The organism is Sphingobium sp. FG58, from assembly GCF_057809055.1.
Map to the genome: position 1 here is coordinate 344,080 of NZ_JBMDJF010000002.1, position 23,351 is coordinate 367,430.

The window sequence follows — 23,351 nt, forward strand, 5'->3', positions numbered from 1 at the left end:
TAAGGTGCCGCGCGCCTAGCAGCGTCCTTGCGCCGGGGCAAATCGCGCTGATGTCTTCAAAGAAAATGAAGATACTGCCCTCAACTGGTCGCACTTGGCACAGCAAAGACAGTCGAATTGAGCGGATTCCCAAGACAAGCCGTTGAACATGAACGGATATTCAGGAACATTGGCGGGTTATCAGTCATTATCCCTCCGTCATTCAACGCCGGACAGAGCAAGTTTTCATGGCTCCGGCTCAAATAACCGAGGAGATTGTCATGATCCGCACGCTTCTAGTCACGACCGCCCTTGCCATCGCCGCCCCCGCCATGGCGCAGCAGGCCGCAACGCCGCAAAGTGCGACACCTGCCACGCCAGCAGCGCCAGCGGAACCGCAGGCGGCAACGCCGGAAGCGGCCACTCCGGCAACCCCGGCGACGCCGGCCAACCCGACCAATGCGGTTGCGTCGATCGTCGACACCGAATTTCCGGCCTATGACGCCAATAGCGATGGCCAGCTAGACCAGTCCGAATTTTCCAAGTGGATGGTTGCGCTGAAGGATCAGGAAATGAAGGCGACCGGCAAGACGCTGCCCGCCGAGCAGGTAACGGCCTGGGCCAATGGCGCGTTCACCACGGCGGACGCCGACAAGAGCGTATCGGTCAGCAAGCCCGAACTGGTCACCTATCTGAGCGGTGGCGCCGGATAAGCTGACACACGCATTCTCCCCGTCGCGAAGGACGGAGAAGAAGAGCCCGAAAGGGTCGCACAATGGGCGGTATGGTTCTAAAACCATGCCGCCCTCTTTGCATGGACGGGATTTAGCTGCGCTTGCGGGCGTAGAGCAGAGCCGCGACGATCGCGGCTGATCCGATACCGACGGCTGCGCCGGTCCAGGCGGCCTTGCCTGCGGATTTGCGGGCGGCGCTGGCGAGATCGCTCTTGTCGTCAGCAGGCTGTGCGGGGATGGCGGATGGGGCGTCGGTGTCCGGCGCGGTCTTTTCAATTTTGCTCATGACATCAGCAGCTATGCCGCAAAGCGGCGGCCGGGAAAAGATGAAAGGCAATTTTGTGACCACCATCGGTCGCAATCTTCGCTGCACGCGGATTGCCCCTGCCCTGCCCCTTGACTTCCCTGCATCGGCATTGTTGGTAGCGCTATCAATGATAGACTGCCAGGAGTTGATGATGCCCGTGGACATGAGCCTGTCCGATTGCCTGCCCGCCGATTGGCGCGATGGCCTGTTTATCGGTCGCGTGCTGCGCGCCGAAGGACCAAGCCCGCTGCTGGTGGCGCAGGGCGTCGCCTATGACATGAGCCGGGTGGCGCCGACCGTGGCGCAACTGATCGAGATGCTGCCGGTATCGCTGGACGCTGGCGAAGCGTTGGGCGCGCTCGATGCGCTGGACTTGCCGCTGCTCAGCCCCGTCGATCTGCAATGCGTCAAGGCGTGCGGCGTGACCTTCGCCCTGTCGGCGATCGAGCGGGTGATCGAGGAACGGGCGCGCGGCGATTCGGGCGCGGCGGCGGCCATTCGCGAGCGGCTGGAGGAGCGAGTCGGCGGCTCCATCCGCGCGGTCGTCCCCGGATCGAGCGAAGCGGCGGCGCTCAAGGCCGCGTTGATCGAGGATGGGTTGTGGTCGCAATATCTGGAGGTCGCGATCGGCCCCGATGCGGAGGTGTTTACCAAGGCCCCGGTGCTGGCGACCGTGGGTGCAGGCGCGGATATAGGCATCCGGTCCGATTCGACCTGGAACAATCCCGAACCCGAAATCGTGCTGATCGTCGATGCGGGCGGCACGGCGGTCGGCGCGACGCTGGGCAACGACGTCAATTTGCGCGATTTTGAGGGGCGGTCCGCACTGTTGCTGGGCAAGGCGAAGGATAATAATGCGTCCTGCGCGCTGGGGCCGCTGATCCGCCTGTTCGACGACGGTTTCACGATCGACCATGTGCGTAGCGCCGAGGTCGGGCTGACCATCGACGGGCCGGAAGGCTATCGGCTGGAAGGGCGCAGCAGCATGAACCAGATCAGCCGCGACCCACTGGAGTTGGTGCGCCAGACGCTGAGCGAACATCAATATCCCGACGGGTTCGCGCTGTTCCTGGGGACATTGTTCGCGCCGGTGCAGGATCGCGATGATCCGGGGCGCGGCTTTACCCATAAGGTCGGCGATGTCGTCACCATCGCGACCCCGCGTCTGGGCAGGCTGGTCAACCGGGTCGTGACGTCGAAGGACGCCGCGCCATGGACCTGGGGGCTGAGCGCGCTGATGACCAATCTGGCGCAGCGCGGCCTGCTGGCAAGGACGGACGCGGCATGAGCCGGGCGATCTATCCCAGCCTGGCGGGCAAACGGGTGTTCATTTCGGGCGGTGGCAGCGGCATTGGCGAGGGGCTGGTCGAGGCCTTTGTCGCGCAGGGCGCGCGCGTTGCCTTTTGCGATATTGCGCAGGCGGACAGCGAGGCGCTGGTCGCGCGGCTCACAGGTGCGGCCTTTACGCCGGTCTTTCACCATATCGACCTGCGCGACATTGATGCTGTGCAGGCGATGATTGGACAGGTGGAGGCAGAGCTGGGCGGCATCGATATCCTGATCAACAATGCCGCCAATGACGACCGGCACAGCATCGGCGAGGTCACCCCGGCCTATTGGGACGAGCGGATGGCTGTGAATCTGCGCCACCTGTTCTTTGCGGCGCAGGCTGCCGTCCCGGCGATGAAGCGCGCGGGAGGCGGGGTGATCCTGAATTTCGGGTCGATCAGCTGGCATCTCGCCCTGCCCGATCTGGTCCTGTACCAGACCGCCAAGGCCGCGATCGAGGGGCTGACACGCAGTCTGGCCCGCGATCTGGGGCGCGACAATATCCGCGTCAACACCATCATTCCGGGCAATGTCAAAACCCCGCGCCAGATGAAATGGTACACGCCCGAAGGCGAGGCCGAAATCGTGGCCGCGCAATGCCTGGACGGGCGGATCATGCCGGTCGATGTCGCGGCGCTGGCGCTGTTCCTGGCGTCGGACGATGCGCGTTACTGCACCGGTCATGATTATTTTATCGATGCCGGGTGGCGCTGACGCGGCATAACCGGATTATCGCAACGATATAAAACGGGAAGGACGCACGAGGATGAGTGAGGGCAGCGCGGAGAAGGTCAACATGGCCTTTATCGCCGCGATCGTCGCGGTAGCGACGATTGGCGGGTTCATGTTCGGCTATGACAGCGGGGTCATCAACGGCACGCAAAAGGGGCTGGAAAGCGCCTTTGACCTGGGCAAGCTGGGCATTGGCGTCAATGTCGGCGCGATCCTGGTCGGATCGTCCATCGGCGCCTTTGGCGCAGGGCGGATGGCCGACATGATCGGGCGGCGCGGCGTCATGATGCTGGCGGCCATCCTGTTTCTGGTCAGCGCACTGCTGGCGGGCGCTGCCGGGTCGTCGGCCATCTTCATCTTCGCCCGGATCATCGGCGGGCTGGGCGTGGGCGCGGCGAGCGTGATTTCGCCGGTCTATATTTCCGAAGTCACTCCGGCGGCAGTGCGCGGGCGGCTGTCGAGCATACAGCAGGTCATGATCATTTCCGGCCTGACCGGCGCCTTCATCGCCAATTTCGCTCTGGCGCGATACGCTGGCAGCTCCACCGCGCCGCTATGGCTGGACTTCCCGGCATGGCGCTGGATGTTCTGGTTGCAGGCGATACCGGCAGCGATCTATTTCGTCGCCTTGCTCTTCATCCCCGAAAGCCCCCGCTATCTGGTCGCGCGCGGTCGCGATGCGGAAGCGGAAGCGGTGCTGACCCGGCTGTTCGGCGCGCAGGAGGCCGCCCGCAAAGTGGTGGAGATTCGCGACAGTCTGGCCGTCGACCATCATCGGCCCAAGCTGTCCGACCTGATCGACAAGAGCAGCGGCAATATCCGCCCGATCGTGTGGACGGGCATTGGCCTCGCCGTGTTCCAGCAGCTGGTCGGCATCAACGTCGTCTTTTATTATGGCGCGACCTTGTGGGAAGCGGTCGGCTTTTCCGAAGATAATGCGTTGCAGATCAACATATTGTCGGGCGTGCTGTCGATTGGTGCCTGCCTGGGGTCGATGCTGTTGATCGACCGGATCGGTCGCAAGCCGCTGCTGCTGATCGGATCGGCGGGCATGGCGGTGACGCTGGCGATCGTCGCCTATGCTTTCTCCACCGCGGTCACCGGCGCGGATGGCGGGGTCAGCCTGCCGGGGCATAATGGCCTGATCGCCCTGATCGCCGCCAATCTCTATGTGATCTTTTTCAACATGAGTTGGGGACCGATCATGTGGGTGATGCTGGGCGAGATGTTCCCCAACCAGATTCGCGGATCGGGGCTGGCCGTCGCCGGCTTTGCCCAGTGGATCGCCAATGCCGCCATCTCGGTCAGCTTTCCCGCGCTGGCGGTGTCGCCGGGACTGGTCATGACCTATAGCGGCTATGCGCTGTTTGCGGCGATATCCTACTTTTTCGTGCGCAAAATGGTGCAGGAGACCAAGGGTCGCGAGCTTGAGGATATGGTCGGCTGAGCGGCGGGCCGGTCCTGTTGCGGGCGGCCGTGCTGGAAGCGGCCATCGACAAAAACGATCAGACGCTTCCGAAACGCCACGGGATCGCCTAAGCTGCCCCGGTTGAGCAGCAAGAGGATATGCCGATGCAATTTTTGCGGACCGCCTTCTGGGTCGTGATCGCCGTCGCCCTCGCCTTTTTCTGCATGGCGAATTATGTACCCGTGACCGTCCGCCTGTGGGGCGACATGGTGATGGAAACCAAGTTGCCGGTGCTGCTGATCGGGGCGTTTCTGCTGGGCGCGCTGCCCTTCTGGATCATGGCGCGTGCGACGCGCTGGCGGTTGAAGCGGCGGCTGGACAGCGCCGAGCGGGCGCTGGCCGTGACAGCCGCCACCGCCGCGCCGCCAGTTGCCTCGCCACCTGTTACCACGCCGCCTTTGGCCTCTGACGTCTCCATCCCCTCCCTTCCCCCCCTCAACCCCGCAGGACCCGTATGAGCAGCCCCCTTTACGTCGCGATCGACACGCCGGACCTCAACAAGGCGCAAAATCTGGCGCAGCAGGTGCGTCATCATGTCGGCGGGCTGAAACTGGGGCTCGAATTTTTCTGCGCCAATGGTCATCATGGCGTGCATGAGATGATGAAGTTCGGCCTGCCGATCTTTCTGGACCTGAAACTGCACGACATTCCCAATACGGTGGCCAAGGCGGTGCAGGCGCTGCACCTGCTGGAACCGGCCATCCTGACCGTCCATGCCGCGGGCGGGCGGGCGATGCTGGAGGATGCCAAGGCCGCGGCAGGCATCAAGACCAAGGTGGTGGCGGTGACCGTGCTGACCAGCCTGGACGATGCGGACCTGCTCGACATTGGCGTGGGCGGCAAAGCGGAGGACCAAGTTCGCCGACTGGCCGATCTGGCGCAAAATGCCGGGCTGGACGGGATCGTCTGTTCGGGCGAAGAAGTCGCGATGGTCAAGAAACATTGGCCCGACGGCTTCTTCGTCGTGCCGGGCGTGCGACCCGCAGGGGGCGCGATGGGCGACCAGAAGCGCGCCGTGACGCCGCGACAGGCGCTGGATCGCGGCGCGTCCATCCTGGTCGTCGGACGTCCGATCAGCCTGGCGGAAAATCCCGATCTGGCCGCGCGTGAGATTGAGGCGACGCTGTAACCTGTGATCCGGCTCATTCCTCCCCTTGTAGGGGAGGTGTCGGGCCGCAGGTCAGACGGAGGGGTGTCGCCCATCGAGAGGACACCGCCCCTCCGTCATCGCTACGCGATGCCACCTCCCCTTAAAGGGGAGGATGACGCAGCAGACCTGCCTTTAGAAGCGCCAGCCGACGCTGGCCACGACCTGATGCCGGTCGGTGTCGATGTTGAATTCGCTGCTGGTCGCGCCGTCCATATAGTCGATATGGGCGCTGTCATATTTGGAGTAGCGATATTCCACCTTGGCAAAGGCGTTCTGGTTGATCGCGCGCTCCACGCCACCACCGATGCGCCAGCCGTCCAGCTTGAACGCGGTGTCGGTGGTTTCGTCCGTGTCGCCAGCGAGCACGTTGAGCTTGGTGTTGGTATAGCCGCCCTTCACATAGACCAAAGTGTTGGGGCTGGCGAGGATACCGGCGCGTGCGCCGACATAGAGGTCACGCCCCTGGCTGACGCGGCCGAAACCGAACTGGTCGGTCAGGTCGGAACGGTCGCTCTTGGCAGTGGAGTCGGTATATTCGCCCTCGACGCCGACGACCGCGCTGCCCAGATTGATGTCGTAACCAGCGCCGACACCGTAGAGCAGACCGTCGATCGACTGGTCGTCGCGGCCATTATTATTGTCGACATCGCTGCCGGCACCGACATGGTCATAGCCCAAAATCGCTTCGACGCGGGGACCGGTGAAGGTCGGGCCAGTGTCCTGTGCCAGGGCAGGTGAGGCGACCGCGGTTCCGGCCAAAAGGGTTGCGACCACTAACTTACGCATATGCTTAACTCCAATTGTCATTCACGCCCCGCAGGGGTGAGACGTTGAAGTCCGGGCAAAGCCGTTGGTTGCATGAACCTAAGATAAACAAAGACTTATGTTGCCAAATTGGCACAGTGAAGATCGTCTCGTCCCGATATTGTGGCCTGAAAAGGACGAGCCGATAGGAAGCTGCTCAGCATTCCACCACGTTGACGGCCAGCCCGCCGAGCGATGTTTCCTTGTAGCGGCTGGCCATATCTTCGCCTGTCTGGCGCATGGTTTCGATGACCGCGTCGAGGCTGACGATATGGCGACCATCGCCCTGGAGCGCGAGATAGGCGGCGTTGATCGCCTTGACCGCGCCCATCGTATTGCGCTCGATGCAGGGGATCTGGACGAGGCCGCCGATCGGGTCGCAGGTGAGGCCCAGATTATGTTCCATGCCGATTTCGGCGGCGTTCTCGATTTGCCCGTTGGTGCCGCCCAACACGGCGGCGAGGCCCGCTGCGGCCATGGAGCAAGCGACGCCGACTTCGCCCTGACAGCCCATTTCAGCGGCCGAAATGGACGCGCGTTTCTTGTAGAGGAAGCCGATGGCGGCGGCGGTGAGCAGGAAGCGCCGCTCGCCATCGCGATCCGCGCCGGGGACGAAGCGGCGATAATAGTGCAGCACCGCCGGGATCACCCCCGCCGCGCCATTGGTGGGGGCGGTGACGACACGGCCACCGGCTGCATTCTCCTCATTCACCGCCAGCGCGAACAGGCTGACCCATTCGAAAATCTGTGCCGGGCCAAGTGCGTCCTGTTGCAGGCGTAGCCGCTGGTGGATCGCCATGGCGCGGCGGCGGACCTTCAGGCCACCGGGCAGCAGCCCTTCCTGCGCCATGCCCCGGTCGATCGAGGCGCTCATCGCGTCGATCACGCTGTCGAGGAAGGCGTCAGTATCCGCCTGCACCCGCCACGCGCCTTCGTTACGCAGAACCAGCGTGGCGATGGAGAGGCCCGTCGCTTCGCCCTGCGCCAGCATTTCCGCGCCGGAGGAGAAGGGATAGGGCTGGACGATATTATGCCCGAGCGGCGCGTCGGGCTGAGGGCTGCCGGGCAGAACCGCGCCGCCGCCAATGGAGTAATAATCCTGCACTTGGCGATCGCCCTGCCCGTCGAACCAGGCGGTAAAGCGCATTCCATTGCTGTGCGCTTCCAGAAATTCACCCTTGTGGAAGATCAGGTCGCGCGCTTCCTCAAATGCGATCCAGTCCTCGCCCGACCGGATGCGGCCATCGTCGCGGATGGCGCGCAGGATAGCGGGGATGGCATCGGGATCGACGCTTTCAGGACTATAGCCGGACAGGCCGAGCAGGATGGCGCTGTCGGTCGCATGGCCATGGCCGGTCAGCGCGAGTGAGCCGTATAGATCGCAGCGGACGCGGACAGGCCGGGCGGGCAGCGATTCCATGAACATCAGCGCCGCGCGCATCGGGCCGACGGTGTGCGAACTGGACGGGCCGATGCCGATGGTGAACAGGTCCATGACGCTGATCGCAGCGGCAGCGTCAATGCGCGATTTGGTCACGCTCAATAATCCTTCGACACGCGCACATTGGCGCTTTCGCGGCCTAGGGTCGAGATGGCACCGAGCAAGGAGAGCCAGCGCGTGACCTGATATTCGATCCGGGTGGCGCTATAGCCCTGCCCGTCGGTGATCAGTTCGACATAGGTTTTGCGGGTCAGATATTTGCCCGCCGCGATCGACGTCCCCTGCCCCTGCGTCGGGTCAGCGGCGATGATGCGCAGCCGGTCGAGGCCCGCCGCCTTGCGCACCGCATTGATCGGGTCCAGCCCGCCGCCACCCTGCAATGACCCAACGGCCGAGGCGAGTTGCAGGGCTTCGGGCGCGGACAGGTTGGTGATCGAGGTGCCGAACAGGATGCGGGAGAGCAGTTCGTCCTGCGGCAGGGCAGGCACGCTGGTGAAGGTGATTTCGGGTTTCAAGCCAGTGCCGCCGACATGGATGGTAGCCGTAAGGTCGCTGACATCGGCCTGGGCGTCGATGTCCAGCGTCGGGTTGACCGGCGTCCTGCCGTCAAACTGAATGCGGCCTTCGCGCAGGTCGAAGCGGCGACCGGCAAATTCATAGCCGCCACGCACCAGTTCGGCCCGGCCCGCAATCGCCGGACTGGTGACGGTGCCGCCAATGTCGAGATCGGCGCGCCATTCGCTGTCGAGACCAAGGCCGGTGACGGTCAGGCGGTTGCGCGCCCGCGCCTTGATCGCCAGCGCCCAGGGGACATTGGTGCGGACCCGCTCAACCTCCTCGCCGCGCCGGTTGATTTCCGTGACCGCAAGTTCGGGGATTTGCGCGACGGCGGCGGCGCGGCCCAGGGTGAAGCGGCTCTTGTTGAGCGTCAGGTCGCCGCCGATTGTCCCGCCCACGCCATCGGAGCGCAGGCTGATCGGCCCGGTGACGGTGGCGGCGATATCGTCGCGCTCCAGCAGCGCAGCATTGTCCGCCTGCATCGCCAGGTCCATGCCGACGCCCGCTATGCCGTTGAAGGTGAAGCGGCCGGTGCCGCTGACCGTGCCGCCATTTTGGGCGGTCGCGCCAAAGCTGGAGATGACCAGCTGGTCCCCGGAGAAGCGCCCACGCGCCTTGACATTTTTCAGGCGCATTCCGGTGACGGGACTGTTGATCGCGGCATTGTCGGTCGCCAGCGATCCAGTGATTTGCGGGGTGCCGAGTGTGCCGCGCATGTCGGCGGAGACATTGACGGGACCGCCAATGTCGACAATCTCCACACCGGTCAGCCGCCACAGCGTGTCCGCCGTGCCGCCGTAACGCAATTGCGCGAAGAAGGGCGCACGGTTCAAGCGCTCGACCAGCCCGCCCTCACGACCCAAAGGATTGAGCAAGGCCTGCGCCCGGCCGATCGTCTTGCCATCGGCGACGAAGATCATGCGGGTGGCGAGGCGATCGGCGGTCAGCGCGGCATTGAGGCCGACATCGACCGGGCGGGAGCTGAGCGACAGGCCCGACCGCGACAGGCCACGGATGCGCAGTTCCGCCGTGCCGGTCGGCAGGCCGCCGCCGCGCGGCTGGGCATAGCTTAATGACCCGGTCGCCGTGCCGCCCAGCCCCAGATTGTCATAGCCAATGTCGAGCAGGGAGAGCGGCAATTTCTGCATCCGCGCCTCGACATGGGTGGAGGTGCTGCCCAGTTCGCCCGCCAGTTGCAACGATCCGCCCGCATAGCTGATGGTCGCGGGCGACAGTTTCCAGCCATCGACGGTGCGGGTCAGTAGCGCCGCGCGGGTCAGGCGGATGGGACGCTTGTCGATGGTGCCGCCAGCGGTCAGGCGGATGCGGTCGGCATCGACCTGCGCTTCGCCCTGTATGTCGAAGATACGGCCGCGCTGGCCCGACAGGCTGCCGCGTATCTTGCCCCGGCCATCGACCAGATCGGCATTGGCGGCAAAGCGCCCTAGCAGCACGCCGCCAACGCGCAGACCCCGCGCCTGCGCCGTGGCGGTCAGCGTGGTGCGGGATGGATCGAGCAGCATCGTCGCGTCCAGCGTGCCGCGCCGCACCGCAATGACGGTCGGCCCGTCGAAACTGGCGTCGTTAGCAGTGAGTTTGAGCTGCACCTGCTGGATCGCGCCCACCGGTTTCAGGCTGATATAGCCGGTGACGGGACCATTGACGGCCAACTGCCCATCAAGACCACCCGTCACCGGGCGAATATCGCCGCTGGCGGTGACGCCGGACACGTCGATCCGGGCGATGCGCACGACCGCCTGCCCGCCCTGCGGCAACAGGATGACGCCGCGTCCGGTGAACGGACCAAGGGTCGATCCGCCCGCGGCAGTATAGCTGTAACCGGTCGCATCGGGGATCAGCTTCGCGCGTACGTCGCGCAGGCCCAGCGCCTTCATCGGGCTGGCGAGCAGCAGGTCGATGGTCGGGCGCTCAATCTTGCCATCCAGCGTCAGTGTGACCGGACCATATTGGCCGTGCCGCCCCTGCCCCTCCAGATGGAGCGTGCCGTCGCGGTGACGCAGGCCATTGCCGGTGAGCGTCAGCAACGGCGCGTCGAGCCGCAAATTGGTCAGTGCCAACTGCCCGTCGGGGCGGAGCGCAAGCGCGCTGCGCACGGTCGGCAGGCCGCCGCCCAGCGTGCGCAGAAATTCATTGTCCAGCCGCCGCACCCGCGCCAGCGCATTGCCGCTGAGGCCAAAGCTGCCATTGGGACCGGGGACCGCGCGCAGCTTGGAGGTCAGATCGACAATGCCGAGGCCGCGAATGGCCAGGCCGTTGATCTGGCCATCCAGGCCGAAATCATAGCGACCAGTCTTGAGGTCCGCGAGCATGACCAGCTTGCCGCGCAGCTTGTCGGAGCGCACGTCCATCGGGTTGCTGACGATCTGCTGGCCGTTCAGCTGAAGGACGCCATCGAGCGCAAAATTGCGGATGATGCCCTCGACCAGTTCGCCCTGCCCGTCGAGCCGCGCGGCGCGCAGGCGCAGCGGGATCAGCGCCGGGCCATTCTCCGCCCGACGACCCTTGCCATCCATCCGCACAGTGCTGATCAACGTCTTGTCGAAGGCCAGCTGGCGGGCGGTGAGCAGATATTCATAGCCCAACGTCGCGAAGGGGCCATCGAGGCGGATCTTCGCCGCGACATCCTGACCCCGCATATTTTTGAGCAAGGCCTGCGGGCGGGCGAGTTTCAGCTGCACCAGCATATTGTCGAGCGCGCTGTTGCGCAGGTCGAGCGCGCCGTCCGCATCCAGATCGATCGCGGCGGAACGGAGCCAGAGGCGCCCGTCGATCACCCGGTCGACCATCGTGCCATTGGCGCGGACAGCGAGGCGCGGCGCGGCGAGGCGCTGCACAAGGCCGGTGCCGGCAATCGCGCCACCCTCGATCGAACCGCGCGCCGAATAAGCGCCGCTGCGCGCGGCCAGCACGAAGTCGGCGACAGGCTGGCTGTCGAGCGTGGCGGACAGGCGACCGTCCCAGCGGCTCCAGCCCCCCTTGCCGCCGATGCGCAGATTGGCGTCCTGTTTCAGGCCCGCCATCGCCGCCAGCACGCCGCCTTTGGGCGCGTTGACGGTGACGTCCAGGCGGAAGCGGTCATTGTCGGGGCGGCTGTCGAGCGCGATGGTCAGCGCGTCCTGCCCGTCGATGACGCGGGCGGTCAGATCGATGATCGCGCGTCCGCCGCGAATGTCGGCGTCGCCCGCCATCGTCGCCTGCTGCACCCGTCCCGTGATGCCCGGCGCGATCGTCAGCTGCCCGACGGAGAATTGCATCAGGCGAATGTCGAAACCGGGCAGGATCGGACCCTGTTTCAGGCTGGGATTGAGTTTGGGCAATTTGTGCAGGGTGGCGCGCGGGATCACCAGCCGGTCGATATCCAGCCGGTTATAGGCCCAGGCGAAGGGCCACCAGTCCAGCTCCACCCGTGGCGCGTCGAAGAAACGGCCCCTGGGATCGGACAGGGTCAGATTGTGCAGGACCGCCTTGCGATAGATGCTGCCGTCGATGCGGTCGACCTGGATGCGCAGGCCCGATGGCGGCTTGATCGTCGCGATCCGGCTGATCAGGAAGCGATGGCCCGATGATGTATCGAGCCACGCCAGCGCGCCGACCACGATCAGCAGCAGCGATGCGACGATGCCGACCAGCCAGCGCTGCCACCGCCCGTCCCAGGCGCGGCGGCGATGCGGCTTGGCGGCGGGGGCGTCGTCCGTCATCAGAAGGCCTGCCCCAAGGACACATAGACGGCGACGCGCGGGTCGCCCTTTTGCGGGTTGATCGGCGTGCCGACGTCGATGCGGATCGGCCCGAAGCTGCTATAGTAACGCAGGCCAAGCCCGGTGCCGATGCGCAGGTCGCGGAAGCGCGGCAGGAAGGTGGTGGAGATATTGCCGGCATCGACGAAGGGCACGACGCCGAAATTGCCAAAGCGCACCCGCGCCTCCAGCGAAAATTCGGCGAGACTCTTGCCACCGACCGGATCGTTATCGACGCCGAAACGCGGGCCGATCGCCTGATAGCCATAGCCGCGCACCGACGCGCCGCCACCGGCATAGAAACGCCGCGACGGCGCGATCTGGTCGACCGTAGAACCCAGGATAGTGCCAAAGCGCGCGCGGGCGGCGACCACCAGCTTTTCGCCCATCGGCTGATAGAGGCTGCCATCGACCTGCACCTTGGCATAGCCGAAAGTCTTGTCCTGAAAGGAGAGTTCGGGACTGATCCGGCCGCCTAAACGAAACCCCTTGGTCGGGTTCAGCAGGTCGTCGCTGCCGTCATAGGTGAGGCTCAACGGGATCGCGCCGATCAGGAAAGTACGGCGCGCGCCGCCGCTGAAGGCATCGGCTTCGTCCGACGCGATCAGTTCCGCGCCGAAACGCCAGACCCAGTCCTTCTGGAACAAGATGTTGGTCTGCCGCTCCAACCCGCCCGACAGGGTGATGGTGCGCGCATCATAGGCATCGCGCTTGATGTTGCTGACCGACAACAGGCCGGTCAGCACATTATCGCGACGGTGGAAATTGTTGCGGCGATAGGTGAAGGAGGCGGTCTGTTCCTGTGTGCCGACGACACCGCGCACCGTCACTGCGCCTTCGGGCGGGAAGAAGTTGCGATGCTGCCAGCTGACTTCGGCGCGATAGCCTTCGCCCGTGCCATAGCCCAGCTGGCCCGCAATTGTGCGCAGCGGTGCAGGGCGGACATCGACGGCGAGATCGACATGGGTGCCGTCGCCTGCCTCTTTGGGCGTCAGGCTGACCGAGGAGACAAGGCCGGTCGCGACAATGGCGCGGCGCAGATCCTCGACATCCGACGCCTTGTACGGATCGCCGGGGTCGAAGCGGGCGATTTCCTGGACATGGTGGGCGCTGAACAGCTTGTCGTCGTTCATGCGGATCGCGCCGAAGCTGCGATAGCCGCCGGGCGTGACGATGATGTCGAGGTCGCCCTTGCGCTCCTCATGGTCGATCCGCACTTCGGGTTCATCGACCTTTGCGAAGGGAAAGCCGGTTTCGGCCAGCACCGCCGACAGTGCGTCGCGCCCGGCCAGGATCGCATCGGCATCGACCGGATCGCCGACCTTGGGCGGGAAAGCGGCGCGCAGTTGCGCTTCCTTGTCGCCCGTCTCGGCGAGACCGGTGAGGTCAACCGATTCGAGCAGATATTGCGGGCCGGGCGTGATGTCGAAACTGACGGCAAGCCGGTCGCTGCCTGCGGGCGGCGCGGCGACGGCACCCCGGATGCGCGCGGCATAATAGCCCTTGGCGCGCAACAGCCGGTCGAGCAGCTCGTCATCCTCTTTGATCCGACGGTTGATCTGCGCCAGGTTGGCGGCCTTGCCCTCCCCCAGCCGCAATGCGGACAATTCGTCGAAGCGCAGCTTGAAGGTGGCATCGGCGATCGTGTCGACGCCGGTGAGCTGGACGGTATAGCGCCGTTCCTCCCCTGCGTCGGCGAAGGTCGCGGCTTCCTCGACCGGCTCGACCGGCGCGCTGGCATCGGGCGCAGCGTCAGGCGTTGCCACCTGCACGTCAGCCGGATCGTCGGGCAGCGGCTTGACGCTATCTTCTTGCCCCATGTCGGGCCAGTCCAGGCCGATGTCGGGCATGGTGTCGAGCGACTGGTCGATGTCCGGCATGGCGTCTGGCGGCGTGACGGACTGCGCCAGCGCGCCGCCCGGACAGGCGAGCAGCATCGGAACAAGCAGGAGCCGTGCGGGGTGCGGGCGGCCAGAAGGGCGGCGAAAGGTCCGCAAACCATGGATCATGGCGATGGTCTAGACCAAGTGCGGGCGAAAGCGCCAGCCTTAGAAAGCGAAGAATGCGGCCAAATGCTCAGAGGTTGCACCCGCACCGGCCCACACCCCCACCCGACCGCCCACAGAGTGTATCCTGAATGGGAGGTCGGGTGGGGGTGTGGGCCGGTGCGGCAACCGAAATACGATCAGAAGGCGCTGTGCAGCCGGTCGATCAGCGCGCGGGCCGGGTTGGCATCCTTGACCGTGGCCGGACCCATCATCAGGTCCATCCGGTCCTGCAACCGGGCAACCCGGTCATATAATTCCTGGCTCGCATCGATCAGCGATCGAGCCATGAAGGGGAAACCGGCGGCGAGTTCAGGTGCCGTCTGGGTCGCGCGGCCCAGTCGATATTTCTCGTCCGACAGGTCCGCGTCGCCAATCTCGCCACGCTGCCACGCCCGCTGGCTGAGCAGCCAGGCGATGATGTGCATCAGGCGGGTCGTCACTTTAAGCGATTCGCAGGCGAAGGAGACGCGGCGCAGCGGATCGCTCATCCCCTCATCGGTGCTTGTGCTGCCGTCAAAATAGGATCGCGCCTCGTCAGCCATGACCATGGCTTCGAGATAAAGGCCGTCGACCAGTCGGCGGTGAAGGCCACGATCCAGAAAGGCTGCGCTTTGCATGAAGGATGAGTGACATATTATCGCAACCTTGTCAGGCCCGCCGGTGCGCTTTTAGCGCGCGCTGTCCCATTCAGGGTCGGTTAGCCCGGCGTTAACCACAATATTCCGACATCGAAACGAATTTACGCAATGATGTCCGGCACCAGCGCGTCCTCCAGCTGGGCGATTTCGTCGCGCAGGCGCAGCTTGCGTTTCTTGAACCGGGCAATCTGCATCTGGTCGCCCGCGCCCGCCGCCATCAGAACGGCGATCGCGCTGTCGAGGTCGCGATGCTCCACCCGCAACAGCTCCAGTCGGCGCATAATATCTTCCCGGCTCACTGCGCCCCCGATCCGTCAACCATGCTCGTCATATGCCCTGATAACCCGCCGCCCGGATGCGGGCCATCGCAAAATTTTCTCATTCAGGCGCAGGGTGCGAATCAGGGCGAGACAAGCCGAATATTTCATGATCTACTTCGTCATCCATCACCCCTCATCTGGAGAATGTTATGGAAAACAGCCACATTTCAGCTCTTTCTGCCAAGCACGCAGGTATCGACGCCCGAATCAAGGCGGAGACGAGTCGGCCCATGCCCGACGCTATTTTGGTCGCTTCGCTCAAGAAGCAGAAATTGCGGTTGAAGGAAGAACTGGAAGCGCAGCACTAAGCAGCAGTGCGCGATACGGGAGGAGGTTGGGACCCGGCGGCGACAGACTGCCGGTCCGACCCTTCCCGATCATTCCGGTCCCTATTGTTCAGACAGTAAAACGCCCCGCAACCAGTTGGTTGGCGGGGCTTTTTACTGCCTGGCCGGATGAATGCCTGGTCGGATCAGCGGCGCGGAATGCTATGCTGGTACAGCCGCAGATAATCAGGCATCCCCTGTGACACTGTGCCGGTCGACACCGGCTTGCGCGCCAGTTGCGGGTCGATCGGTTCGTCAAAGGCAAGGCCGATCTTGTCCTCGCGCGCCCAGGCAACGATGCCGGTCACCTTGCCGATGCCCCGCAGTTCAAATTCCACCCTGGTGCCAGCAGGAACGCCGCGTTCGCAATCCGCCATCAGGCCGGTGGCCGACAGGTTGCGGACGCGGGCCTTGCCCAGCGGCGCACCTTCGGGCGTCATGAAGCTGGTGAGCAGGAACAGGCTGTCACGCGGCGCGGAGCGTGCCGGTCCCCGATCGGAAGAATCCTGTTCGTCGTTCATGCCAAGACCCGCGAATAAAATGCCAGATAATTGGTGGGCATTATAGTCGCGGGGGAATGGAGAAAGGGTTAATCGTCGCGCGAGATCTTCTCTTGCCGCTCGTGCCGTTCCTGCGCTTCGACCGTCATCGTCGCGATCGGCCGAGCCTCCAGTCGGCCCAGCGAAATCGGTTCGCCGGTGACTTCGCAATAGCCATATTCGCCATCCTCGATCCGGCGGAGCGCCGCCTCGATCTTGGAAATCAGCTTGCGCTGGCGGTCGCGGGTGCGCAGTTCGATCGACCAGTCGGTCTCGCTGGATGCGCGATCGTTCAGGTCAGGTTCGCGCAGCGGCTCATTCTGAAGGACGGCCAGCGTCCCTTCCGCTTCGGCGTGGATCTGCTTCTTCCAGTCCCACAGCCGCTGCCGGAAATATTCCAGCTGGAGCGGGTTCATGAATTCCTCATCGGCGGACGGCCGGTAATCAGCAGGAAGTTCGACAGTCGATTTGGGCGGCTTGTCGCCGTCTTTATCGGAATTCAGGACCGATGCCATCTGGCTCTCCGACTCGGAGGACGCCGGCGCTTAACGTCCGGGCGCCCATGACTTTTCATTGAGGGCGCCTCATAGCGATGGGCGCAGGGCGACACAAGCGGGCATTCTTGCGCTTGCGCTTCATTCTGTCGGATTTCGCAGGAGAGCGACAGCCTGCCCCGCCGAGTCCGACCCGCCGGGCAAAAGGGCGAAACATGCCAAGCGATTTTTACCCGGCACGCGACAGTCGTTCCATAGTGGGACGTTAACCATTTCCCTTGGGAAGAAGGCAGGATTTCCCTCGACTTGATCATCACATTCAGGGTTAACACCGTTGCAGTTAACGCTTTCTTTTGCGTTCTTGCGCATAGGAAGTTCCAAGCAGCCCTTCATTGGATAACGCCAATGCCGGGTTGCAGGACAACAAGATGAAGAGTGGACCCTATGTCGGTACGGATGGCTTTGGCTAAATTGTGCGCCTGCACTTGCGGCGGGGCGATCATCGGCGGTGGCGCGGTGCATGTCGCTGAAAATGCGCGACCGGCAGTGGTCCACAGCAGCAAAAGCACAAAGGCGGCAGCGCCCCGGAAACGCTATGCCGTGCGGACAGTGAAGCGCAAGGTGGTGCGGACGGTCACGACCAGCACACCGCGCACGGTGACGGTCGTCACCCAGCAAGCGCCCATTCCCCTGCCAGCACCGATGGCCGAAATGCCGATGATGTCGGGCGGCGGCGGTGCCGTTCCCATGGTCATGGGCGGTGGCGGCGGCTTTGGCGGCGGCGGCTTCGTCGGTGGTTTCTTCGGCGGCGGTGGCGGCGGCAGCGGTGGCGGGTCGGTGGTGATCTCCTCGACCAGCAGCTCGACCGGCGGCATCAGCAGCTCGACCAGTTCGACCACGGGCGGCGTGTCCACATCGACCGGCGGCGTTTCGACCTCCACCGGTGGCGTCTCGACCTCCACGGGTGGCGTTTCCACCTCCAGCGGCAACGTGTCCACATCGAGCGGCGTGTCGACGTCGAGCGGTAACGTGTCGACCTCCAGCGGCAATGTCAGCAGCAGCAGTTCGTCCAGTTCCAGCTCTTCGTCCTCATCCTCCTCGTCCAGCTCTTCATCGAGCAGTTCGGGCGGATCGAGCGGCGGCAAGCCGGGCAAGCCTGGCCATGGTCACGGGTCAAGCGGCGGATCGGGTGGCAGCTCCGGCTCCAGCGGCAGTTCGGGATCGAGCGGCAGCAGCGGATCGTCGGGCAGTTCCGGGTCGAGCGGCAGCAGCTCGTCCTCCTCCTCCTCGTCGGGCAGTTCCTCCTCTTCGGGCGGTTCGTCCAGCTTCGGCAGCACGGGCAGCAGCGGATCGAGCGGCAGCTCCGGTTCCAGCGGCAGTTCGGGGTCGAGCGGTTCGTCCTCCTCGTCGAGCAGCAGCTCTTCCTCCTCGTCCAGCAGCTCCAGCGGCGGATCGAGCAGCAGCGGCGGCACCGACGTCCCTGCCCCGCCGATGATCCTGCTGTTCGGCGCAGCCGCGGTCGCGCTGGTCGCCCGCCGCCGCTTTGCCGAGCGCAAGGGCGACAAGGCCGCCTGATCCGTCAGGCAGTGACGCGAAAAAGGGCGGCTCCCGATAGCGGGGGCCGCCCTTTTCGTTTATGCCGAACCACCACTGCGATGATCGTGATCTGTAAGGCTCCTCCCCCTTTGAGGGGGAGGCTGGGTGGGGGTGTACTGCGGCCAGCGCGGACGCTCGGCTTCGCCTCGCTCCCCCTCCCCCGACCCCTCCCCGCTGGGAAGGGGAGATGCAGACTGGTCCAGTGCATCTTGCTACAAACCGCTCCCAAATCAATTATCGGCGATGATCCGTTCGATGTCGGCGATCGGATGGTTGACCAGATCCTTGGCGATCTCACCGGTCAGGCGGCTTTCGACTTCCTTGTGATAATGTTTGCGCATTTCGCCCAGCGTGCCGGGCGGGGCGACGATGATCAGTTTCTCATAGTCGTTGGCAAAGGCGCGGTGCTTGAGGATGTCGGCGGCTTGCGCTGCGAACCGGTCCTCTTCCAGATCGTGGAAATTGGTTTCCGACATGGCGCTGCGATGTCCGCCGACCGAGCTGAAGGCGCGACCGGGCGTGTCCGTCCCCTGATCGCGACCGGCCGGATTATCCTGCTTTTCGACCTGCTCGGTTTCCAGGCTGGGGATGGCGGCGTCGCCCTTGTTACGGAAAAACAGCATCTTGCGGCCGTCGGCCACCAATATGAGCGCGTCCTGGTCTATCTGCATCGCCTTGTCCTTTTCATTTTACGGGATGCTTGCCTAACGGATGACAGCGCGCAGGGTTGCGTGGCCCGTCGCACGGCGGCATAGGACTGGCCCATGCACGACATCCGTTTCATCCGCGAAAATCCTGCTGCTTTCGACGCTGGCCTGGCCCGGCGCGGGCTGGCGCCCCTGTCCGCCGAGATATTGGCGCTGGACGAGCAAAGCCGGGCGCTCAAGACGCAATTGCAAGTGGGGCAAGCCCGTCGCAACGAGGCGAGCAAGCTGATCGGTCAGGCCATGGCGGCGAAGGACGTCGAGAAGGCGGAAGCACTGAAGGCCGAAGTCGCAGCGATCAAGGAAGGCACGCCCGCGCTGGAAGCGCAGGATCGCGAGGTTGGCGACGCACTGGGCGCGATGCTGGCGGCGATCCCCAACCTGCCTGCCGACGATGTGCCGCAAGGCGACAGTGAAGCCGACAATGTCGAGGTGAACCGCTGGGGCAATGTGCGCGACTTCGACTTTGCGCCGCAGGACCATGCCGATTTCGGCCCGGCGCTGGGGCTGGATTTTGAGGGCGGCGCAGCCTTGTCCGGCGCGCGCTTCACCGCGCTCCGCGGCCAGATGGCGCGGCTGCACCGGGCGCTGGCGCAGTTCATGCTGGATCGGCAGACGGCTGAGAATGGCTATGAGGAGGTCAATCCGCCTCTGCTGGTGCGCGACGAGGCGCTGTTCGGCACCGGCCAATTGCCCAAATTCGCCGAGGATCTGTTCAGGACGACCGATGGCCGCTGGCTGATCCCGACCGCCGAAGTCAGCCTGACCAATCTGGTCGCCAACCAGATCGTGCCGCTGGCCGACCTGCCCGTCCGGCTGACCGCGCTGACCCCCTGTTTCCGATCCGAAGCCGGGTCCGCCGGACGCGATACGCGCGGGTTCATCCGCCAGCATCAGTTCGAGAAGGTCGAGCTGGTCGCGATCTGCGCGCCCGACGAGTCGGAGGCCGAGCATGAACGCATGTGCGCGGCGGCGGAGGGCATCCTCCAGGCGCTTGCCCTGCCCTATCGCAAGATGTTGCTCTGCACCGGCGACATGGGCTTTGGCGCGCGCAAGACGTGGGATCTGGAAGTGTGGCTGCCCAGCCAGAATACGTATCGCGAGATCAGCTCCGTTTCCAACTGCGGCGATTTTCAGGCGCGGCGGATGAACGCCCGCTACAAGCCGGAGGGGGAGAAGCAGACGCGCTTCCTCCATACGCTGAACGGGTCGGGGCTGGCCGTGGGACGGACGCTGGTGGCGGTACTGGAAAATTACCAGCAGGCCGATGGCAGCGTGATCGTGCCGGAGGTGCTGGCGCCTTATATGGGTGGGGTGACGGTGCTGGAGCCGCGCAAATGATCCTCCCCGGTACGGGGAGGGGGACCATGCGCAGCATGGTGGAGGGGGCTGTCGGCAGGCGCTGTGTTTGGGGCAATCCCCCTCCACCACGCCCTTCGGGCGCGGTCCCCCTCCCCGTGCCGGGGAGGAATTGATGCGCATACTGCTCACCAACGACGATGGCGTTCATGCGCCCGGCCTCAAAGTGCTGGAGGCAATCGCCCGGCAGTTTTCCGACGATATCTGGATCGTCGCGCCGAGCGAGGAGCAGTCGGGGGCTGGGCATAGCCTGACGCTGACCCGGCCCTTGCGCATCCGCAAACATGGCGAGCAGCATTTTAGCGTCACCGGCACGCCGACCGACGCGGTGATGATGGCGGTGGGGCATTTGATGAAGGATGCAAAGCCTGACCTGATCCTGTCCGGGGTCAATCGCGGGGCCAATCTGGCCGAGGATGTCACCTATTCCGGCACGGTCGCAGCCGCGATGGAAGGCGCGATTTCGGGGATCAGGTCGATCGCGCTGAGCCAGGTCTATGCGCGCGAGGGAATGGGCGACGCGGTGCCATTTGCGGCGGCGCAGGCGTGGGGGGCGAAGGCGATTGCGCCGCTGATCGCCATGCCGCCATCGCGCCGGATGCTGTTCAACGTCAATTTCCCGGCAATCGAACCCGATGCGGTCAAGGGCATCCGCGTTGTGCGGCAGGGCTTTCATGATGTCGATCGCACCAGGATCGTCGAAGGCACCGATCCGCGCGGCTATCGCTATTTCTGGTTCAGCCTGGGCAGCAGCGACGCGGTGCCGGAGGGGAGCGATCTGGCGGCGATTGCGCAGGACTATGTCACGGTCACGCCGCTCCATTATGACCTGACGCAGGACAGCGCCATGGCGGCGACGGCGGCGGCGTTCGGGCAATAAAGGCAGGGGGTGGCAAGCGCGGCGCGATGCGATAGACAGGCGGCGATGCAACGCCCGTTCCTTCATGCCGCCCTGCTGCTTGCCCCGATGCTACTCGCTGCCTGCATCCCCAATGAGGCAGCGCCCGCACGGGGAGAAACACCCCCGCCCCGGCTGGATGCCGATGCGTCCGCCGTCGAACTGGTCGAGGCGGAACCGGTTTGGACCGCGCAACAGGTGGTCCCCAATGCGCAGACGGTGGCGACATCCACCTATGTCGTCCAGCCCGGCGACACGCTGCGCGGCATCGGCAATCGCAGTGGCGCGGGATCGGAAGCGATTGCGCGCGCCAATGGCCTGACCCCACCCTTCGCCATACGCGTCGGTCAGAAGCTGACCATCCCCGGCGGCCGCTATCATCTGGTGGCGGAGGGGGAGACGGGGATCGCGATCGCGTCCGCCTATGGCGTAGCGTGGAGCCGGATCGTGACGGCCAACGGGTTGAGCGAACCCTTCATGCTGCGGCGAGGGCAGAGGCTGTTATTGCCGGGTGACGCGCCGGTGGCCGCACCGGACCTGGAGCAGCGCGCCGCCGCCTTCCGCATCGATATTGACGATGTGCTGACCGGCGGCCAGCCCGCTGCGGCCGAAAATGCGCCGGTGGCGGTCGCCTCGTCGCAACCGCGCCCGCTGCCGAGCAATGTGCCGATCGCTCAGCCCGCCAGCTTTACCGGCCGTTTTGCCTGGCCGGTCAAGGGCAAGCTATTGTCGCGCTTTGGCCCCGGCGAAAGCGGCGCGAAAAATAATGGCATCGACATTGCTGTCCCGGCCGGCACGCCGATCCGCGCGACGGCGGACGGCGTGGTCGCCTATGCGGGCGACCGGGTGGCGGTGTTTGGCGGACTTGTCCTCATCAACCATGGCAGCGGCTGGGTGAGCGCCTACGGCCATGCCAGTCGTGTCGACGTGGTGCGCGGGCAGAAAATCACGCGCGGGCAGATTGTCGGCCTGACCGGCGATAGCGGCTATGCCAGCCAGCCCAAGCTGCATTTCGAACTGCGCAAGGACCGAGTGCCGGTGAACCCCATTCCCCAGCTGCCGACCGCGCCATGAGGGTGGACCGGGCGGCGTCGCGATCGACCGAAGGCTTTTTGCGGCGGCGATCGTCCATGCCGATGTGGGTGGATTTGAGCTGGCGCGTGGCGCTGGTGTTCGGGCTGATCGCGCTGGTGCTGCTGCTCCACTGGGTCGGGCGCGATGGGCTGAAGGACAATCTCGACAATCATATCAGCTTTGTCGATGTGCTGTATTTCACCACCGTCACGGTGACGACGGTGGGCTATGGCGACATTGTCCCTGTCACGCCCGAAGCGCGATTGTTCGAATCGCTGTTCGTCACGCCGATCCGGCTGTTCGTGTGGCTGATCTTTCTTGGCACAGCCTATTCGCTTTTCCTCCGCAACATCCTCTACAGGTGGCGCATGGCCCGCATACAAGCCGATCTGCACAATCACATCATCGTCACAGGGTTCGGCACCAGCGGGCAGGAAGCGGTGCATGAACTGCTGGCGCGCGGCACCGACCCGCGCGAGATCGTCGTGATCGACGGCAGCGAGCAGGCGCTGGAACTGGCCGAGGCGCAGGGGTGCAACATATTGTGCGGCGATTCGACCCGCGACCGGACATTGAAGGACGTGGCGATCCACCGCGCGCGCAGCATGATCGTGTCGGCCGGGCGCGACGATACGTCGATCCTGATCACGCTGACCGCCAGGCATCTGGCCCCGCGCCTGCCGATCAGCATCGTCGTGCGCAACGAGGATAACGAGTTGCCTGCGCGGCAGGCGGGCGCGACGACGGTGATCAACCCGGTCAGCTTTGCCGGGCTGCTGCTGGCGGGCAGCACCAGCGGCAAACATATTGCCGATTATATGGCGGATCTGGCCGCGTCGGGCGGGCGGGTGAAGCTGAATGAGCGGTTCGTCAAGCCGCAGGAGATTGGCGGGCCATTGTCGGCGATCACCACTGGTCTTGGCGTGCGCATCTATCGCGACGATCGCCCGATCGGCTTCTGGGAGGACGGCGCGCGGCAGCTCCAGACCGGCGATCTGATCATCGAGATTGTCGAGGGTGATGGCGCAGGAGCAAGCCGCGAACCGGCCTGAATGGCGTATCCCCATCGCGCTGCGTGACATTCCGCGCAAAAAT

The 23,351-nt window shown here is 64.7% G+C and carries 23 protein-coding genes; 11 read left to right on the top strand and 12 right to left on the bottom strand.

What is annotated here, in order from left to right; genetic code table 11:
• Positions 1-260: 260 nt before the first annotated feature.
• Positions 261-692, top strand: coding sequence for an EF-hand domain-containing protein (locus ACODR8_RS04415; RefSeq protein WP_489006116.1), 432 nt, complete (start codon positions 261-263; stop codon positions 690-692).
• Positions 693-804: 112 nt separating this feature from the next.
• Here ACODR8_RS04415 and ACODR8_RS04420 read toward each other — a convergent pair whose 3' ends face one another.
• Entirely contained in the window at positions 805-999 is a 195-nt protein-coding gene (locus ACODR8_RS04420; RefSeq protein WP_489006117.1) for a hypothetical protein, read from the bottom strand.
• A 172-nt stretch (positions 1,000-1,171) separates the two neighbouring features.
• Between ACODR8_RS04420 and ACODR8_RS04425 the strand changes: the two genes are divergently transcribed.
• The 5 genes from ACODR8_RS04425 to pyrF all read left to right on the top strand — a co-directional run bounded on the left by ACODR8_RS04425 (position 1,172) and on the right by pyrF (position 5,678).
• The gene (locus tag ACODR8_RS04425) at positions 1,172-2,308 is read left to right on the top strand and encodes a fumarylacetoacetate hydrolase family protein (protein ID WP_489006193.1); all 1,137 of its coding nucleotides are present in this window, start codon (positions 1,172-1,174) and stop codon (positions 2,306-2,308) included.
• Positions 2,305-3,063, top strand: a complete 759-nt coding sequence (gene xylB, locus ACODR8_RS04430; protein WP_489006118.1) for a D-xylose 1-dehydrogenase — start codon at positions 2,305-2,307, stop codon at positions 3,061-3,063. The genes ACODR8_RS04425 and xylB overlap by 4 nt, the downstream gene beginning before the upstream one ends.
• Before the next feature lie 52 nt (positions 3,064-3,115).
• Entirely contained in the window at positions 3,116-4,528 is a 1,413-nt protein-coding gene (locus ACODR8_RS04435) for a sugar porter family MFS transporter (RefSeq protein ID WP_489006119.1), read from the top strand.
• Between the two features lie 125 nt (positions 4,529-4,653).
• Positions 4,654-5,007 (top strand): LapA family protein, encoded by a 354-nt coding sequence (locus ACODR8_RS04440; protein WP_489006120.1) that lies wholly within the window; start codon positions 4,654-4,656, stop codon positions 5,005-5,007.
• Positions 5,004-5,678 carry an orotidine-5'-phosphate decarboxylase gene (gene pyrF / locus ACODR8_RS04445; RefSeq protein WP_489006121.1) on the top strand — a complete coding sequence of 225 codons (675 nt, stop codon included), beginning with the start codon at positions 5,004-5,006 and terminating at the stop codon, positions 5,676-5,678. Before ACODR8_RS04440 ends, pyrF begins: the two co-directional genes overlap by 4 nt.
• A 153-nt stretch (positions 5,679-5,831) precedes the next feature.
• Here the strand turns inward: pyrF and ACODR8_RS04450 are convergent, their stop codons facing one another.
• From ACODR8_RS04450 to ACODR8_RS04475, 6 genes are all read right to left on the bottom strand, one after another.
• The gene (locus tag ACODR8_RS04450) at positions 5,832-6,485 is read right to left on the bottom strand and encodes an outer membrane protein (RefSeq protein WP_489006122.1); all 654 of its coding nucleotides are present in this window, start codon (positions 6,483-6,485) and stop codon (positions 5,832-5,834) included.
• A gap of 175 nt (positions 6,486-6,660) precedes the next feature.
• On the bottom strand, positions 6,661-8,040 hold the full coding sequence (locus ACODR8_RS04455) for an L-serine ammonia-lyase (protein ID WP_489006123.1): 1,380 nt from the start codon (positions 8,038-8,040) through the stop codon (positions 6,661-6,663).
• 2 nt (positions 8,041-8,042) lie between these two features.
• The gene (locus tag ACODR8_RS04460) at positions 8,043-12,221 is read right to left on the bottom strand and encodes a translocation/assembly module TamB domain-containing protein (protein ID WP_489006124.1); all 4,179 of its coding nucleotides are present in this window, start codon (positions 12,219-12,221) and stop codon (positions 8,043-8,045) included.
• Complete coding sequence (locus ACODR8_RS04465; protein WP_489006125.1) at positions 12,221-14,269, bottom strand: autotransporter assembly complex protein TamA; 2,049 nt, start codon at positions 14,267-14,269, stop codon at positions 12,221-12,223. The genes ACODR8_RS04460 and ACODR8_RS04465 overlap by 1 nt, the downstream gene beginning before the upstream one ends.
• A 176-nt stretch (positions 14,270-14,445) precedes the next feature.
• Positions 14,446-14,925, bottom strand: coding sequence for a DUF1465 family protein (locus ACODR8_RS04470; protein WP_489006126.1), 480 nt, complete (start codon positions 14,923-14,925; stop codon positions 14,446-14,448).
• A 122-nt stretch (positions 14,926-15,047) separates the two neighbouring features.
• A complete protein-coding gene (locus tag ACODR8_RS04475) occupies positions 15,048-15,227 on the bottom strand; it encodes a YdcH family protein (protein WP_037492337.1) in 180 nt (59 codons plus the stop codon).
• A 188-nt stretch (positions 15,228-15,415) separates the two neighbouring features.
• On the opposite strand from ACODR8_RS04475, the gene ACODR8_RS04480 reads away from it, so the two are divergent.
• On the top strand, positions 15,416-15,574 hold the full coding sequence (locus ACODR8_RS04480) for a YdcH family protein (protein WP_006966541.1): 159 nt from the start codon (positions 15,416-15,418) through the stop codon (positions 15,572-15,574).
• A 164-nt stretch (positions 15,575-15,738) separates the two neighbouring features.
• Here the strand turns inward: ACODR8_RS04480 and ACODR8_RS04485 are convergent, their stop codons facing one another.
• From ACODR8_RS04485 to ACODR8_RS04505, 5 genes are all read right to left on the bottom strand, one after another.
• On the bottom strand, positions 15,739-16,113 hold the full coding sequence (locus ACODR8_RS04485) for a PilZ domain-containing protein (protein ID WP_489006127.1): 375 nt from the start codon (positions 16,111-16,113) through the stop codon (positions 15,739-15,741).
• Between the two features lie 68 nt (positions 16,114-16,181).
• Positions 16,182-16,646 (bottom strand): RNA polymerase-binding protein DksA, encoded by a 465-nt coding sequence (dksA, locus tag ACODR8_RS04490; RefSeq protein WP_006966545.1) that lies wholly within the window; start codon positions 16,644-16,646, stop codon positions 16,182-16,184.
• A gap of 572 nt (positions 16,647-17,218) precedes the next feature.
• A complete protein-coding gene (locus ACODR8_RS04495; protein WP_489006128.1) occupies positions 17,219-17,779 on the bottom strand; it encodes a hypothetical protein in 561 nt (186 codons plus the stop codon).
• 12 nt (positions 17,780-17,791) lie between these two features.
• Entirely contained in the window at positions 17,792-18,190 is a 399-nt protein-coding gene (locus ACODR8_RS04500) for a hypothetical protein (protein WP_489006129.1), read from the bottom strand.
• 261 nt (positions 18,191-18,451) lie between these two features.
• Entirely contained in the window at positions 18,452-18,892 is a 441-nt protein-coding gene (locus ACODR8_RS04505; protein ID WP_119744322.1) for a host attachment family protein, read from the bottom strand.
• Positions 18,893-18,985: 93 nt separating this feature from the next.
• On the opposite strand from ACODR8_RS04505, the gene serS reads away from it, so the two are divergent.
• The 4 genes from serS to ACODR8_RS04525 all read left to right on the top strand — a co-directional run bounded on the left by serS (position 18,986) and on the right by ACODR8_RS04525 (position 23,308).
• Positions 18,986-20,266 (top strand): serine--tRNA ligase, encoded by a 1,281-nt coding sequence (gene serS / locus ACODR8_RS04510; RefSeq protein WP_489006130.1) that lies wholly within the window; start codon positions 18,986-18,988, stop codon positions 20,264-20,266.
• Positions 20,267-20,399: 133 nt separating this feature from the next.
• The gene (surE, locus tag ACODR8_RS04515; RefSeq protein ID WP_489006131.1) at positions 20,400-21,164 is read left to right on the top strand and encodes a 5'/3'-nucleotidase SurE; all 765 of its coding nucleotides are present in this window, start codon (positions 20,400-20,402) and stop codon (positions 21,162-21,164) included.
• A gap of 45 nt (positions 21,165-21,209) precedes the next feature.
• The gene (locus tag ACODR8_RS04520; RefSeq protein ID WP_489006132.1) at positions 21,210-22,256 is read left to right on the top strand and encodes a peptidoglycan DD-metalloendopeptidase family protein; all 1,047 of its coding nucleotides are present in this window, start codon (positions 21,210-21,212) and stop codon (positions 22,254-22,256) included.
• Positions 22,253-23,308, top strand: a complete 1,056-nt coding sequence (locus ACODR8_RS04525; RefSeq protein ID WP_217672038.1) for a potassium channel family protein — start codon at positions 22,253-22,255, stop codon at positions 23,306-23,308. Before ACODR8_RS04520 ends, ACODR8_RS04525 begins: the two co-directional genes overlap by 4 nt.
• Positions 23,309-23,351 lie beyond the last annotated feature (43 nt).

What these genes read in the sequence shown, in the direction of transcription:
- ACODR8_RS04415 (WP_489006116.1), top strand. Translation starts at nt 261, where the DNA reads ATGATCCGCACGCTTCTAGTCACGACCGCCCTTGCCATCGCCGCCCCC.
- ACODR8_RS04420 (WP_489006117.1), bottom strand. Translation starts at nt 999, where the DNA reads ATGAGCAAAATTGAAAAGACCGCGCCGGACACCGACGCCCCATCCGCC.
- ACODR8_RS04425 (WP_489006193.1), top strand. Translation starts at nt 1,172, where the DNA reads ATGCCCGTGGACATGAGCCTGTCCGATTGCCTGCCCGCCGATTGGCGC.
- xylB (WP_489006118.1), top strand. Translation starts at nt 2,305, where the DNA reads ATGAGCCGGGCGATCTATCCCAGCCTGGCGGGCAAACGGGTGTTCATT.
- ACODR8_RS04435 (WP_489006119.1), top strand. Translation starts at nt 3,116, where the DNA reads ATGAGTGAGGGCAGCGCGGAGAAGGTCAACATGGCCTTTATCGCCGCG.
- ACODR8_RS04440 (WP_489006120.1), top strand. Translation starts at nt 4,654, where the DNA reads ATGCAATTTTTGCGGACCGCCTTCTGGGTCGTGATCGCCGTCGCCCTC.
- pyrF (WP_489006121.1), top strand. Translation starts at nt 5,004, where the DNA reads ATGAGCAGCCCCCTTTACGTCGCGATCGACACGCCGGACCTCAACAAG.
- ACODR8_RS04450 (WP_489006122.1), bottom strand. Translation starts at nt 6,485, where the DNA reads ATGCGTAAGTTAGTGGTCGCAACCCTTTTGGCCGGAACCGCGGTCGCC.
- ACODR8_RS04460 (WP_489006124.1), bottom strand. Translation starts at nt 12,221, where the DNA reads ATGACGGACGACGCCCCCGCCGCCAAGCCGCATCGCCGCCGCGCCTGG.
- ACODR8_RS04465 (WP_489006125.1), bottom strand. Translation starts at nt 14,269, where the DNA reads ATGATCCATGGTTTGCGGACCTTTCGCCGCCCTTCTGGCCGCCCGCAC.
- ACODR8_RS04470 (WP_489006126.1), bottom strand. Translation starts at nt 14,925, where the DNA reads ATGCAAAGCGCAGCCTTTCTGGATCGTGGCCTTCACCGCCGACTGGTC.
- ACODR8_RS04475 (WP_037492337.1), bottom strand. Translation starts at nt 15,227, where the DNA reads ATGCGCCGACTGGAGCTGTTGCGGGTGGAGCATCGCGACCTCGACAGC.
- ACODR8_RS04480 (WP_006966541.1), top strand. Translation starts at nt 15,416, where the DNA reads ATGGAAAACAGCCACATTTCAGCTCTTTCTGCCAAGCACGCAGGTATC.
- ACODR8_RS04485 (WP_489006127.1), bottom strand. Translation starts at nt 16,113, where the DNA reads ATGAACGACGAACAGGATTCTTCCGATCGGGGACCGGCACGCTCCGCG.
- dksA (WP_006966545.1), bottom strand. Translation starts at nt 16,646, where the DNA reads ATGGCATCGGTCCTGAATTCCGATAAAGACGGCGACAAGCCGCCCAAA.
- ACODR8_RS04505 (WP_119744322.1), bottom strand. Translation starts at nt 18,892, where the DNA reads ATGCAGATAGACCAGGACGCGCTCATATTGGTGGCCGACGGCCGCAAG.
- serS (WP_489006130.1), top strand. Translation starts at nt 18,986, where the DNA reads ATGCACGACATCCGTTTCATCCGCGAAAATCCTGCTGCTTTCGACGCT.
- surE (WP_489006131.1), top strand. Translation starts at nt 20,400, where the DNA reads ATGCGCATACTGCTCACCAACGACGATGGCGTTCATGCGCCCGGCCTC.
- ACODR8_RS04520 (WP_489006132.1), top strand. Translation starts at nt 21,210, where the DNA reads ATGCAACGCCCGTTCCTTCATGCCGCCCTGCTGCTTGCCCCGATGCTA.
- ACODR8_RS04525 (WP_217672038.1), top strand. Translation starts at nt 22,253, where the DNA reads ATGAGGGTGGACCGGGCGGCGTCGCGATCGACCGAAGGCTTTTTGCGG.